This is a genomic window from Fibrella arboris (assembly GCF_041321095.1).
GTDB classification, from domain to species: Bacteria; Bacteroidota; Bacteroidia; order Cytophagales; family Spirosomataceae; genus Fibrella; species Fibrella arboris.
This window is the reverse complement of sequence record NZ_JBGGWE010000001.1, coordinates 404,840-420,744: the sequence shown is the minus strand read 5'-3', so window position 1 is coordinate 420,744 and position 15,905 is coordinate 404,840. Positions and strand designations below refer to the sequence as shown.

Sequence of the window (15,905 nt, the reverse complement as noted above, 5' to 3'; positions counted from 1 at the left end):
GTTATGGTCAGGTCTTCTTTTGCCAGTACCCTACCAATATGAACCGTAAACATGAAAACGAATCAATTTCGCTGGCTGTTTGTGCTGCTCCTTGGTAGCGTACAGGCCATTGCGCAGCAACAGGGGAACCTCTCCGAGAGCAGCATTGACACGACGCGACAAAAGGCCTTGCAGGCCATTGTCAACAAGTACGAATACGTGAACATCTCCGGCTATATTCAGCCGCAGTTCCAGATTGGCCAAACGCCGGGGCAGCGTAGCTTCAATGGAGGCGATTTGCCAGCGGGTGTCGACAGTCGCTTCAGCGTGCGCCGGGGTCGGCTGCGCATCGATTACGCTCATTTCGATGCCCAAAAACGGCCAACGGTGCTGTTCGTCTTTCAATTCGACGGTACCGAACGCGGTATGCAAACCCGTGATTTCTGGGGCCGTTATTACGAACATAAACTGGATATGTTTCATATCACGGCTGGCCTGTTTGCCCGTCCGTTTGGCTTCGAGGTCAATTACGGATCGGCAGACCGGGAATCGCCGGAGCGGGGCCGGATGTCGCAACTGCTGATGCGGACCGAACGTGACCTGGGCGCGATGCTGACGTTCGAACCGCGTAATCCAGCGCATCCGTTACACTTCCTGAAGCTAGACGTTGGTCTGTTCAATGGTCCGGGTTTGGCCAGCGTCAGCGATTATGACGGGCATAAAGATGTCATCAGCCGACTGACCATCAAGCCGCAGCTATTGGGTAGGTCGGGTGTGCAGGTAACCGGCAGTGTGTCGGGGTACTGGGGCGGCATTGGTCAGTTCACCAACGAGATTTACCGCATGAACGGCTCGGCCGATTCGCCCGCTTTCGTGGTAGACGGCACAGCGGTGCCTGCGGGCGCGCTGGCCCCCCGCCGCTACTACGGGGCCGATCTCCAGGTACGTATCCCGAACCGGAAAGGCCGTACTGAGTTCCGGGCCGAATACATTCAGGGCACACAAACGGCCAATAAGGCCAGCACCGAAACGCCGGGCCTCATCCCGAATCCGGTATCGGCTCCAACGGCCAGTCCATTGTATGTCCGGCAGTTCAACGGCGCGTATGTCTATTACCTTCAGCACCTGGGCAGCGAGAAGCACCAGTTCGTAGCTAAATACGATTGGTACGACCCCAACACGCAGGCGGCCGGGAAGCAGTTAGACGGGAAATTCACCTGGGCTGATATCCGGTATAATACGCTCGGGTTGGGTTACCTCTACTATGTCAACAGCAATCTGAAACTACTTCTCTGGTATGATATCCCCGTCAACGAAGCGACCAACGTACCTGGCTACGAAAATGACGCCCCCGACAACCTGCTGACAATCAGGACACAATACCGGTTCTAGATCCCCCACTATCCGTGACAATGCTGCGGTTCATTGCAGAGTAGGGCTGCCGCGCTTCCCTGTAGCTGTACAGGAGGCAATGGTATGCGAAGCCTGCTCAACTGGCTGATGTTTGTATGGGCTGACCACGCGCAGGAAGGTGGTTGAGTTGGCTAACTCAAGCAGCTCCATTTTCTGCAGCCATTAGGGTGGGTCTGCCAGTGCGGCTACGCGACGAAAAACTAACTCAAACCGCTTCTTAGGATGAGTTACTGATGAGAAAAATCAGGCAATATTAGATATATATTTTTTGTAAAGTGATGCACTTTTTAATTTACAATATGTCCCGCATTTTCCTTGCCAATACCACGTATGGGTACGATTAATTTCTGTGAATCGTGGAATCTAAATAATTATTTTTATAGCTAAGCTACTGATTAATAGGTTCGTGTACTTAAAAATGAAGCGGTTAACTATTTGTATGGCCAGTTAACGCGATAAAGGAACAGAAATTGACGGTCAGTGTGTGATGATGGTTATTCCAACGCACTACGAGCGGCTTTTGCCGTAGTGTTCAGGCTTACTTATTGATCTATTCAGAAAGTGAGTGGATGTAGTGATTGTCGGGTTACGCTGCTTTGTCACAGGTATAAGCTACCTGGCTATGACAGAGCCATGTAGATCAACGGTTAGCAGGTGAGTAGGTAGTCAAAATAGAGAAGCCCGCAGTTGGCGCTGCAGGCTCTCCGGAATTCAGCCAACACCCGAGGGTACTGACCGGTATCTTCATTGTCCTCTCGGACGGCGTCTTCCTTTCTTCTTCTCTCCCGGGGGAATCTCTCCCTAACGTAACGCAACACCCGTATGTGTTGTGAGCCCAATGGCATCAACGGTAGAATCCGGGGTGCGGGCGTGGAGCCTGTTTCAGTTCTGACGAATAGTTAACGTAGCCGTCACTTGTGCTATTGTTTGGTACAGAGCGGCGCTGTGTAGCATCGTTCATTACCGGCTTTCGTAGCCGGTATAGGCGTTTCTAGGGGCCACGTCGGTAAAGCAAGTCGTCGATTGGCGAGGGTGCCCGAACTGTTACCTAACAATATGCATACCAGACTCGATCCGCCGCTGGTGATTAGCCGCAGATTTTGTCGTCAGTTTGCAGCCAGTGAAAATTAAATATAGATGAATCAGTCAATTGCGATGAAAAAAAATCTACACGCTTTCTCCAACCAGACCACGTTACACGCGCTACCCTTACTGAGCCGACTAACGCTGTCTCTAGTACTATTGCTGGCCGGCTGGCTGGGAACCACGCCGTTACAGGCTCAGACCATACCCTGTAACTACCGCACACTGACAACCAACAACTTCGCCGGGGCGTCGGTCGTGTCGGCCCGGACAGGTGGTGTTGGTGGTTTTCTGACCAGTGGCAGCGTATCCAATTCAGGGAACGTAATCGACGCCACGTTGACCAACTTTGCGTCGATCAATACCGTACTCGGCATTGGCACCGGAGGCCGGATCTCCGTCGATGCCGGTGGTACAACCGTGTTTGGCGCGGGCGCCACGGCTGGGTACGTTGTTGGAAACGCCAGTGGACTGGGTGCCAACCTGTTGGGGTCTACGACCATTATCACATACCTCAACGGTGTTCAGCAGGAAACCTCCACTTCATCGTCGCTGCTCGATCTGGCCCTGTTATCTGGGTCTGGCCAACGGACGCTGGGTTTTGTGACCACCAAAGATTTCGACGAAGTTCAGATTCGGGTGGCCAGCCTGGTGAGCCTGATCACGAGTTTACCCGTGTATTATCCGTTTGTTCAGTACCGGTCGCTGGGCGCTACGGCCACAGCAACCAGCGCCAGCGGTTTATCAACGGCCGACGGAGCCGTTAATCTGGCGGTAACGGGGGGGCGTTCGCCGTTCACCTACGCCTGGAGCAATGGCGCTACCACGCAGAACCTGACCAATGTAGTGCCGGGTACGTATTCGGTAACGGTAACGGATGCCAACGGCTGTACCACAACGGCTTCGGCAACAGTGGGCGTTCGGGTTGCTGCCTGCCCAATTCCGGGACAGAACGGGTTCACCGTCTTTACGTTTACCGCCCCTTCATCAAACACAGGTACGGGCGCCAACAAACTGGCACGCTACAGCAATGTAGCCACCCTGAACGGACAATCGATCGACATGATTGCTGATGTCCTGAGTTACACAACGACCAGCTCTACATTGACGACAACTGAACCTGTGAACTTTTCGAACGTGGGGTCACAGGCTCAATTCCAGTTGTTTGGTTCAAACTCAACCGCAACCGTTCGGTGGACGGCCGTGAAGTCTGGTACGAACATTCCTGTTCCCTTCCAGGCGTCGTTTACAGTGGGTGACCTCGACCGGATCACGACCAGCGGTTCGACCCGGCTGGAGGGAATTGAGGTGAAGCGGTCAGAACTCTATTCGTATAAATTAAACACGCCAACCAATACAAGTCTTGTTAATGGTGCCTCGATCGTTCGGTTCCAGGGTACAATTGAGCAATCGTCAGGTGCTTCGCCCCAGTTTGCGGTAGCCCTGAGCTTCGTGGGTGTATCGTCATTCGATATCGTGTACACCAAAAATGGAACGGAAACTAACGCACAGGCTGCCGGTTTTACGTTTGATGGCAACGGCAGTATTGTGTTTGACGCCACTACCGCCTGTGTACCGGTACTGGATACTGATGGTGACGGCGTGGCTAACGCCAATGACCTGGATGATGATAACGACGGCATTCTGGATGATACCGAAGGCGGTAACCTGGTGGATACCGATGGCGACGGCGTAGCCGACCTACTCGATCTGGACGCTGACGACGATGGTATTCCTGATAACATCGAAGCGCAGTCGACGGCTGGTTACATTGCGCCGGGTACGGCCGTCAATGCACAGGGTTTACTGACGGCCTACGCGGGTACCGGTGGGTTGCTGCCCGTAAATACCGATGGCGCTGACCTGCCCGATTACCTCGACCTGGACAGTGACAACGATACAAAACTAGATACTGTTGAAGCAGGCATCACCCTGTCTGGTGTCGACTCGGATAATGACGGGCTTGATAATGCCGTCGATACCAACGATGCCGCTTTCGGCCCGATCAACGCCGGGATAACCAGCCCCGGAACATTCTACGCCAATAATGGCACAGAGGTGTTATGGCGGGTTAAAGAAGGAGCTTTCACGTTTGGCAACTGCGCAGCCGCTACGCTGGCCGGTGAATTTGTGGTGGGTACGCCCTCAACGGGCCTGCTGACAATTCCGATCACAACGACCCGGGACGGCAATATTACCCTGACTTCAGTAACAGGCCCGGGCTTTACGTCGGTACCGGCTTCGGTAACGTCCGTACTAATGACGGGACAGACTACGCTGTCTATCCCCATTTCATATGATGGATCGGGGGCCATTGGCAACCGTACGCTGACAGTCACGTCGCCAGAGGCAACGGGTTCCTGCTCGCCGGTTGTTCCGGTTGTCGGCCTTGCCGATCTGACCACGTCGATCGGTGTGCCATCGCCAACGCTGGTTGCGAATCAGACCAGCAGCCTCCCCATCACCGTCAGCAATACTGGTTCGGCGGCAACAACGGGGCCCATTACCACTACCCTGACGCTTCCGGCCAACGTATCGGCACCGGCTACCTTTACGAGCAACGGTTTTGGGTGCGCTACAACAGGCACGAGTGTCAGCTGTACATATGCCGGGCCAATTACGAACGGGGCCAGCACCACCTTCGCCGTACCGATTACCCCCGCACTGGCAACAGTTGGCACTACGTTGAGCTTTACCAATACGGTAGCTACTACGCAGGAGATCAGCACGACAAACAACACGGGTACGTCTACTGCCGCAGTAGGTGGCCAGCCTGACCTGATCACCGCCATTGGCCAGCCTGGCCCGCCCCTGGTTGCCGGCCAGACCAGCACGATCCCTGTCAGCGTCAGCAACATTGGCACCATACCAACAACCGGCCCCATCACCACTACCCTGACCATACCGGCCAGTGTGACCGCACCAGCAACATTCACGACCAACGGATTTGGTTGTTCGACGCTGGGCCAGACGGTGACCTGTACAAATGCGGGTCCGATTGCCAACGGGGCCAGTACAACGTTTGCCGTGCCTGTTACGCCATTAGCCGCTGCGGTTGGTAGTACGCCAACATTCACTGGCAGCGTAGCAACGACGGGCGAGAGCAATACGGCGAACAATTCGGCTACCATGACGGCGAATACGGCAGTGGCCTGTCCCGTCGGCTCGGCAGTACCAACGCTGAAATAGCTACTGCTGAGTCAGTTATGGCGCTATGTCATAACTGACTCAGCAGTAGCTGCCTACGCTACCTGAAGCGCTGGTGGGGCACCCCACTGCTATCCAATTATTGATGAAATGCCCGTCGCACTGATCCAATGGATCGATGCTCAAAAAATAGAACGAACGTTGCATGAACAGTTATACCAAAAACGTTAATGTGGCTTTCCTGATCAGGCTCTTTTTGCTGGTCCTGTTAGGAAATAGCTACGCGTATGCCCAAGTAACGGCTAGTAACGTGTGCCCTGCTACCACCGTGGATCTGACCACGCACGTGACAGAGACACCGCCCTCCGGCACACTGATCACCTGGCACACGGGCACGCCCGCTACACAGGCCAATCTGGTGGCAAACCCCACTCAGGTAGGAGCAGGCCTATATTATGCCGCCTACTTTGATGTGGCCACCAGTTGTTACGGTAACACAACGGGTTCACTGACGGTGACCATTACTGCCTGCGCCCCGATCAACAATGTGTGCCCGGCCACTACGGTCGATCTAACAACCCATCTTGTTGGCACACCGCCCTCTGGCACATTGATCACCTGGCATACCGGTACGCCCGCTACACAGGCCAACCGGGTCGCAGACCCCACCCAGGTGACAACCGGCTTGTATTACGCCGCCTACTTTGATGTAGCCACCAGTTGCTATGGTAACACGACCGGCCCCGTGTCGGTATCGATTGTTCCCTGTCCATCACCCACCCCTGATAACGGAGCGGTGATTGCCGGCGTAGGCGGAACTGCCGTTCCGAATGTGACGACCAATGATCTGGTTGGTGGTCAGCCAGTTGTACTGGGGAGCAACGCGACGATTGCGCCGGTGGGTACGTACCCACCGGGCATTCTATTGAATCCGGCTACAGGCGCGGTAACTGTGGCGAACACCACAGCGCCGGGCACCTATACGCTGACTTACCAGCTGTGCACAACGGCCACTACGCCGAGTTGTGCCACCACAACGATTACCATAACGGTAAACGCCGGTGGTACCACCAGTCCTGATGCAGGCACAGTCAGCGCAGGCACCGGTGGCACGGCTATTCCGAATGTAGCGGCCAACGACGCAGTGAACGGTGTACCCGCCACGCTGGGCGCTGCGGGGAATGCCACCGTTTCGCCGGTAGGGACGTACCCACCGGGGATTACATTGGACCCCGCCACAGGTTCTGTGAGCGTTGCCGTGGGAACGGCTCCGGGTACCTATACGATTGGCTATCAACTCTGCGACAAGCTGACACCGGTGACCTGTTCAACGGGGCTAGCTACAGTAACGGTAAGCCCAAGTCTAACCGCTAATCCAGACGCAGGGACGATAAATGCGAGTTCAGGCGGAACGGCCATTCCGAATGTAGCGGCTAATGATGTAGTGAACGGTGTGCCCGCCACGCTGGGCGCTGCGGGCAACGCTACCGTTTCGACGGTTGGCACCTACCCTGCAGGCATCACGCTGACTCCATCGACAGGCAGTGTAAGCGTAGCGGTAGGAACAGCACCCGGTACGTATACGGTCGTTTATCAATTATGCGATAAGCTGACCCCGACGACCTGCACGACCACGACGGCTACGGTGACCGTAACATCGAGCGTAACAGCGGCCCCGGATTCGGGCACTGCTCCCGCAACAGGCGGAACGGCCATTCCGAATGTAGCAGCCAATGATGTGGTGAACGGTGTTCCGGCCACATTAGGCGCTACGGGGAACGCCACTGTTTCAACAGTAGGCACGTACCCCGCAGGCATCACACTCAACCCGGCGACGGGTTCGCTGAGTGTAGCTGGGGGAACAGCACCGGGTACGTATACGGTTGTCTACCAACTTTGTGACAAGCTGACACCAGCTACTTGTGCTACGGCGGCAGTTGCGATCACGATCACACCAAGTGTAACGGCTAGTCCGGATGCAGGCACAGTCAGCGCAGGCACCGGCGGCACAGCCATTCCGAATGTAGCAGTCAATGATGTAGTGAACGGCGTGCCCGCCACGCTGGGCGCTGCGGGCAACGCTACCGTTTCGACGGTTGGCACCTACCCTGCAGGCATCACACTCAACCCGGCAACGGGCGCGGTGAATGCTGCCGTTGGGACAGCACCGGGTACGTATACCCTTGTGTATCAGCTTTGTGACAAATTGACGCCAGCGACCTGCACCACCACCACAGCCACGGTGACCATCACTGCCAGTGTAACGGCCCTGCCAGATACGGGCACGGCCAGTTCAGGCGTTGCTGTTCCGAACGTAGCAGCCAACGATGTGGTGAATGGTGTACCGGCTACGCTGGGTGCCACTGGAAATGCTACTGTTTCGCCGGTAGGGACCTACCCCGCAGGCATTACGCTTGATCCTATAACGGGCTCGGTAAGTGTAGCGGTAGGTACCATGCCCGGTACGTACACGGTTGTGTATCAGTTGTGTGATAAGCTGACGCCCGCTACCTGTGCCACCTCGGTAGTAACCATAACAGTAGGTGCGTTCACCAATACAACGCCTGATTCGGGCACGGTTAGCGCCGGTGCTGGTGGGACGCCTATCCTGAACGTCGTTGCCAACGATGTAGTGAATGGGCTGCCGGCTACGCTGGGCGCTGCGGGCAACGCCACGGTCTCGCCGGTAGGTACTTACCCCGCAGGCATTACGCTGAACCCCGCGACGGGCTCGGTGAGTGTGGCGGTGGGCACTGTGCCGGGTACGTATACAGTAGTGTATCAGCTTTGTGATAAACTGACGCCAGTAACGTGTATGACCACTACCGCGGTGGTGACGGTAACATCGAGCCTAACGGCGGGCCCGGATTCGGGTACTGTTTCGGCAGGTACAGGCGGTGTGGCTGTGGCCAACGTTACGACCAATGATACCGTGAATGGGCTGCCGGCCACGCTGGGCGCTGCGGGCAACGCCACGGTCTCGCCGGTAGGTACATACCCGGCAGGCCTTTCGCTGGATCCCGCAACGGGCTCAGTGAGTGTAGCCATCGGTACGGTGCCGGGTACGTATACGGTCGTCTATCAACTCTGCGATAAATTAACGCCGACGACCTGCACGACAGCAACCGTTACGGTAACGGTTAAGCCAGTAGCGCCAGCTGTGACGCCTGATATTACCCTGACGCAGCCCAATACGCCTGTCGTTGGTAATGTGCTGACCAACGATAGCGATCCCCAGGGCCTGCCCCTGACGGCTTCGGTCACCACGCCACCTACAGCCGGCACGGTAACTATGGCCCCCGACGGGACCTACACCTACACGCCGCCTGTCAATTTCACGGGCACGGTCAGCTTCTGCTACACCGCTACCAACACAGTCGGTTTGAGCGCCAGCACCTGCGTGAGCATCAATGTGGTGCCGGGCCTGACAACGGACAATGGACGGCCTGTGGCCAATAACGACAACACCCAGACTACCTCGGGCGTGCCGGTGGTGATTGCGGTGCGGGCCAACGATGTGGACCCCGACTCGGCGACAGCCCTCAACGGGCAGCTGGCCACCCCCACCCTGGTCTCGCAGCCAGCAGCGGGTACGGCCATCGTCAATGCCAACGGCACCATCACCTACACCCCGCCAGCGGGCTTCACGGGGGTGGTGAGCTTCCCCTACCAGGTCTGCGACAAGGCCACGCCTGCCCTGTGTGCCACGGCGGTGGTGAGCGTCAACGTACAACCGACTCCGCCTGCCAACACCACGCTGGCTCCGGTAGCGGTCGACGACGCCCTGCTGACGGGGGTGAACACGCCGGTGACGGGTACGGTAGCGGCCAACGACAGCGACCCGCAGGGCCTGCCGCTGACCTTCACCAGTGGTCAGCCCGCCAGTGGCACGGTGGTGATGTCGCCCAATGGGTCGTACACCTATACACCTGCTCCTGGGTACGTTGGGCCAACCAGCTTCGTGTATCTGGCTTGCAATAGCGCCGGTAAATGTGACGTAGCTACAGTTGATATCCTGGTTCAGGCTCCTCCGGCCGCCCTGCCACCGGTGGCAGCGCCTGATATCGCCAACACCAACCCCAACACGCCAGTGTCGGGTAATGTATTGACCAATGACAGCGATCCGCAGGGATTACCGTTGACAGTCGGCTTGCTTAGTTCGCCAGCAGCCGGTACGGTAACCCTGTCGCCGACGGGCAGTTATACCTACACCCCGCCAGTCGGGTTTACCGGAGTGGTCAGCTTCTGCTACAGCGCCAGCAATAGTGCTGCTCAGAGCAGTAGTGCCTGCGTAACGGTGAATGTTAATCCTGTGCCATCTCCATTGAGTAATGAGGCACCGGTCGCCAACAGCGATAATACACAAACGACGGCGGGTGTATCGGTAACCATCAATGTAGTGGCCAACGATACCGACCCGGACAGTGCGACTACATTGGCGGGCCAGCTTGCTGCTCCGGTGATCGTGAGTCAGCCCATAGCAGGAACGGCCAGTGTGGTGAACGGCCTGGTCGTTTACACGCCACCAGCCGGTTTCACGGGCGTGGTGAGCTTCCCGTATCAGGTTTGTGACAAGGCCACGCCTGCCCTGTGTGCCACGGCGGTAGTGAGCGTGAATGTGCTGCCAACGCCACCGGTTAATACCACGCTGGCACCCGTAGCCATTGATGATGCCCTGTTGCTATCGCCTAATACGGTTGCCACAGGTATGGTAGCGGCTAACGACAGCGACCCGCAGGGCTTGCCGCTGACCTACGCGCCAGGGCAACCTGCAAATGGCGTCGTGGTGATGTCGCCCGCGGGTAGCTACACTTATACGCCTACCCCTGGTTATATTGGTCCCGATAGCTTTACGTACTCCGTTTGCAATAGTGCGGGTAAGTGTGATGTGGCTACGGTGAGCGTGCTGGTACAACCCAACACGAGCCTGCCGCCAGTTGTAACACCCGATATTGCCAATACATCGCCCAACAAACCGGTGACGGGTAATGTGCTGACGAATGACGTGGACCCTCAGGGTGCTCCGCTGATGGCTTCGGTCACCACGCCGCCAACCGTTGGTACGGTGGTGATGAGCCCCACAGGCTCTTATACCTACACGCCGCCCACCGGCTTCACCGGTACGGTCAGCTTCTGCTACACCGCTACCAACACGGTGGGCCTGAGCGCCAGCACCTGCGTGAGCATCAATGTGGTGCCAGACCTGACAACGGACAATGCACGGCCAACCGCCAACAACGACAACACCCAGACCACCTCGGGCGTGCCGGTGGTGATTGCGGTGCGGGCCAACGATGTGGACCCCGACTCGGCGACAGCCCTCAACGGGCAGCTGGCCACCCCCACCCTGGTCTCGCAGCCAGCAGCGGGTACGGCCATCGTCAATGCCAACGGCACCATCACCTACACCCCGCCAGCGGGCTTCACGGGGGTGGTGAGCTTCCCCTACCAGGTCTGCGACAAGGCCACGCCTGCCCTGTGTGCCACGGCGGTGGTGAGCGTCAACGTACAACCGACTCCGCCTGCCAACACCACGCTGGCTCCGGTAGCGGTCGACGACGCCCTGCTGACGGGGGTGAACACGCCGGTGACGGGTACGGTAGCGGCCAACGACAGCGACCCGCAGGGCCTGCCGCTGACCTTCACCAGTGGTCAGCCCGCCAGTGGCACGGTGGTGATGAGCCCCACAGGCGCCTACACTTACACGCCTGCCCCTGGGTATACTGGCCCGGCCAATTTTACCTACAGTGTGTGTAATAGTGCCGGTAAGTGTGACGTAGCGACGGTGAGCGTGCTGGTTCAACAGCCGGTTAATCAGCCGCCATTGGTTACCCCCGACGTGAACACCTTTATTCCGGGTACGTTGACGACAGGCAATGTCCTGACCAATGACAAAGACCCGGAAGGAACACCGCTGACGGCCTCGGTTATTGGTACGCCGCCCGCTGGCTTCTCCATGAGTCCGAACGGTAGCTACACCTATACGGCTCCAGGCAGTCAAACGGCTCCGGTAACAGTACCTGTTCAGGTATGTGACGGGGCCACACCGCCCGCCTGCACAACCAGCACGTTGACCCTGACGCCGGTGCCAAACCCAACGCCAGCCAATGATAGGCCCATTGCCCTGAACGATGCGACCCGCACCACCGCCGGTGTACCAACAACGGTGAATGTGCTGGCCAACGACCGTGACCCGGAAGGGCTCCCCCTGAGCAATCCGACCATTGTGAGCGGACCAACGCAGGGCACGGCCACGGTGAATCCCAATGGAACGGTGACTTACACGCCACCGGCCGGCTTCACGGGGGTCGAACAGGTGACGTATCAGGTATGCGATACGGGTTCTCCGGTACAGTGTACAACTGCCGTGGTAACGTTCACGGTAGATCCAACGCCGCCAGCCGGTGTAACCAACGTTGCTCCCGTTGCGATTGACGACCAGCTGTTGACAACGAGGAATACCCCGGTAACCGGAACGGTAGCCACGAACGATAGTGACCCCAACGCTGGTCAAACGCTGACGTTCAGTAAGCTGACCAACCCGATAAACGGCACGGTTGTATTCACGTCGACGGGTAGTTATAGCTTTGTGCCTGCCCCAGGCTTCGTTGGAACGGATAACTTCACGTATCAGGTTTGCGACAGCGGGTCGCCTGTGTTGTGTACAGTGGCTACCGCCTATATCACGGTGAATGCACCAGCCAGTTTGCCACCGGTTACAGCGCCTGATATTACCCTGACGAAGCCCAATACGCCTGTTGCTGGTAATGTGCTGACCAACGATAGCGATCCCCAGGGCCTCCCCCTGACGGCTTCGGTCACCACGCCACCTACGGTCGGCACAGTGGTAATGAGTCCAACGGGCTCCTATACCTACACACCGCCTACCAATTTCACGGGTATGGTCAGCTTCTGCTACACCGCTACCAACACGGCGGGCCTGAGCATGAACACCTGCGTGAGCATCAATGTGGTGCCAGACCTGACAACGGACAATGCACGGCCAACCGCCAACAACGACAACACCCAGACTACCTCGGGCGTGCCGGTGGTGATTGCGGTGCGGGCCAACGATGTGGACCCCGACTCGGCGACAGCCCTCAACGGGCAACTGGCCACCCCCACCCTGGTCTCGCAGCCAGCAGCGGGTACGGCCATCGTCAATGCCAACGGCACCATCACCTACACCCCGCCAGCGGGCTTCACGGGGGTGGTGAGCTTCCCCTACCAGGTCTGCGACAAGGCCACGCCTGCCCTGTGTGCCACGGCGGTGGTGAGCGTCAACGTACAACCGACTCCGCCTGCCAACACCACGCTGGCTCCGGTAGCGGTCGACGACGCCCTGCTGACGGGGGTGAACACGCCGGTGACGGGTACGGTAGCGGCCAACGACAGCGACCCGCAGGGCCTGCCGCTGACCTTCACCAGTGGTCAGCCCGCCAGTGGCACGGTGGTGATGAGCCCCACAGGCGCCTACACTTACACGCCTGCCCCTGGGTATACTGGCCCGGCCAATTTTACCTACAGTGTGTGTAATAGTGCCGGTAAGTGTGACGTAGCGACGGTGAGTGTACTGGTTCAACAGCCGGTCAGCCCTGGTGGCGTAGTATTACGGCTGAAAGTGCTGTTGCAGGGTGCGTTGATTGGCGGAACCGGTGGGCTGATGCGGGATGACCTGCGCAGCCAGCAATTCCTGCCCCTGACTGAACCCTACACCGCGCTTGCCAGCACTCGTTTCGCGCATGTCAATGGTGGCGGTGGCGAAACCATGCCTGCCAGTGTAACGGCCCAGAATGTGGGTACCGGCGACGCGATCGTTGACTGGGTATTCGTTGAATTGCGTAGCCCAGGTAACCTGTCGCTGGTGGTGGCAACCCGTTCGGCGCTTGTTCAACGCGACGGTGATGTGGTGCTGGCCAGTGATGGTGTATCGCCACTAAGTTTCTCGGGCCTGACCGGCAGTTTCTACGTGAGTGTGAAACACCGCAATCACCTGGGTGCCATGACCGCTACCAGCCTTCCGCTGTCGGCCACAGGTACGTTGGTTGACTTCACTACCATGACGGCCCCCCAACTTTATAACAAGACGATTGGCGTGTATGACTACGAAGGCTGGGAGCAGACCACGGTCAATGGCAAACAGGCCCTGTGGGCGGGCGATGCCAACCACAATGGTAAGGTCAAATACCAGGGCACGGCCAATGACCTGATCTTGATTTTCTCTGAAGTGATCGGCGCACAGACCGGTAGTACGAACCCCTTGTATAACTACAACAATGCACTGGGGTACTATTTCGGGGATGTGAACATGGATGGCAAGGTCAAATACCAGGGAACGTCGAATGACACCTCATTGATCTTCACGAACCTGATCACCAATTACCAGACCAGTACGCAGATGAACAGTGGCCAGCTGTACAACTTCGACTTCATGCTGGAGCAGATTCCTTAATGACTGGGCGGAGGACGTACCCGGCCGGGTACGTCCTCACCCGGTTTTGATCCGTTAGTTACTACGAACATTTATTTTTTGGCTATGAAAACGCTTTGTTTATTCGTTTATCTACTATGTCTTGGCCTGACAGGCATGGCTCAGACGGTTGAGTATACACTTCGCTACAACATTCCCCTGAGTCGCTACGAGGTGTATGGGCGGCCAAACTTTACGCAGGCTCAGTACAACTGGGGTAGCGCACAGGTGTCTGTCGTTACGCCCTCATCGCTGGCCAACGCCGCTTTCTCGATCAACAGTGTGGCGGCAGGTGGCTGGACCGACAATTCGCAGGCCTACGGCGTGTTGGGGTCCGACTTCCACGGGATAGGCTCCAACGGGCTGAAGGTCGATCTGACGTCGGGCGTTGAGACGTTACTGTTCACGTTTGTGCTGCCGGGTGGGGTTTGTCTGCCTGGTTTGCGCCTGTTCATCAACGGCAGCGATCCCGATTCGAGCGTGGCCGGAATGCAGGGTGGCGACTTTGCCAATACGATGTATTCGGCTAATGACGCCCTGGGTCAAACCAACCTTTACCTACAGAACTATGCCAATACCGGAACCGTCTGTACGGCCTGTAATCTGACGGCTCCCACGTTAAGCAAATAGCCCGCCGACGATGACGATCAACCAACTACGTTTCTGTCTGGGCTGGCTGTGCCTGAATCTGTGGCTGATGATCAGCCCGGGACTGGCCGCAGGAGCGCTGGCAGCGAACAACGATGGGCTAGTCTCCACCTGGCTGGCCGATACGGATGCTGATGGGGTAACCGATGCCGCTGATTTGTGCCCCGGCACCCCGACCGGCACGGCGGTGAATGCGTATGGTTGCCCGCTGGCTGTGGCCGGTTGCGACTACACGACCTCGACGGTGACCCTCACCAGCAGCGGTGGCACCGCCGGTACAACGGGCCTTACGCGCTACGTACTGGCCAGCAACACCGGTACCATCCTGCAAATAAACCCCACGGCCAGTTTCACGGGTCTAAGTGGAACGGCTACCTATATGGCTGTAGCCCTCACGTACGAAGCGCCTGTCAGTAACCTGGTGGTGGGTGGCCCCTTGAGCGCCGTGTCGGCTTCGTGTTTCGACTGGTCTGATGCGCTGGTATTCAAGGCCTGTGTGGATCCACCAACAACCTGCGATTACCAGATAGGTCAGCATATTGTGTTGCAGGCCGCCGGCGGCAGCACGGGCGCTGGCGTGAAAACCAGCTACGTTTTAACCGATGCCGCCGGGCTGATCCGGCAGATCTCGGCTACGCCTTCCTTTGCCAGCACAGCCTTATCGGTGGGTACATACCAGGCCTATGCGCTGACGTATGCCGACGACAACACCGTTACTAATCTGGTGGCCAATGGTACGGCCACTATAGGGCAGGTGACCGCCAGTTGCTTCAACCTGTCGCCTCCGCTAACGCTGCGCGTTTGTGCGGCACCGCCCGTAACCTGCGATTATCAGGTGGGTCAGCCCATCGTATTGCAACCGACTGGCGGAAGCACCGGGGCCGGTGTGCGGACCAGCTACGTCCTGACCGATGCGTCCGGTAAACTGGTACGGGTAGCCTCTACGCCTACATTCGCCACTACAGGTCTTGATCCGGGTACGTATCAGGCCTACGCGCTGACGTATACTGATGACAACACCATCGCTAACCTGGTGGTTAATGGCGTTACTACGCTCAGTGCCGTAACGGCCAGTTGTCTGGCTGTCTCACCAGCCCTCTCCATAACCGTATGTGGTTGTGTGACGAAGTGTTTGCCGCTGGTCGTAACTCGTATTCGGTAACTC

At 57.6% G+C, this 15,905-nt stretch carries 5 protein-coding genes; all 5 read left to right on the top strand.

Annotated features, from left to right (window positions below; all coding sequences use genetic code 11):
• Positions 1 to 51: 51 nt before the first annotated feature.
• The 5 genes from ACAW75_RS01550 (at position 52) to ACAW75_RS01530 (ending at position 15,902) form a co-directional block, all read left to right on the top strand.
• Positions 52 to 1,371: a putative porin gene (locus ACAW75_RS01550; RefSeq protein ID WP_370726900.1), complete on the top strand. Its 1,320-nt coding sequence runs from the start codon at positions 52 to 54 to the stop codon at positions 1,369 to 1,371.
• 1,176 nt (positions 1,372 to 2,547) lie between these two features.
• Entirely contained in the window at positions 2,548 to 5,664 is a 3,117-nt protein-coding gene (locus tag ACAW75_RS01545) for a beta strand repeat-containing protein (RefSeq protein ID WP_370726899.1), read from the top strand.
• Between the two features lie 163 nt (positions 5,665 to 5,827).
• The gene (locus ACAW75_RS01540; RefSeq protein WP_370726898.1) at positions 5,828 to 14,074 is read left to right on the top strand and encodes an Ig-like domain-containing protein; all 8,247 of its coding nucleotides are present in this window, start codon (positions 5,828 to 5,830) and stop codon (positions 14,072 to 14,074) included.
• Between the two features lie 84 nt (positions 14,075 to 14,158).
• Entirely contained in the window at positions 14,159 to 14,722 is a 564-nt protein-coding gene (locus tag ACAW75_RS01535) for a hypothetical protein (RefSeq protein ID WP_370726897.1), read from the top strand.
• Positions 14,723 to 14,732: 10 nt separating this feature from the next.
• Positions 14,733 to 15,902 carry a hypothetical protein gene (locus ACAW75_RS01530; protein ID WP_370726896.1) on the top strand — a complete coding sequence of 390 codons (1,170 nt, stop codon included), beginning with the start codon at positions 14,733 to 14,735 and terminating at the stop codon, positions 15,900 to 15,902.
• Positions 15,903 to 15,905: the final 3 nt, after the last annotated feature.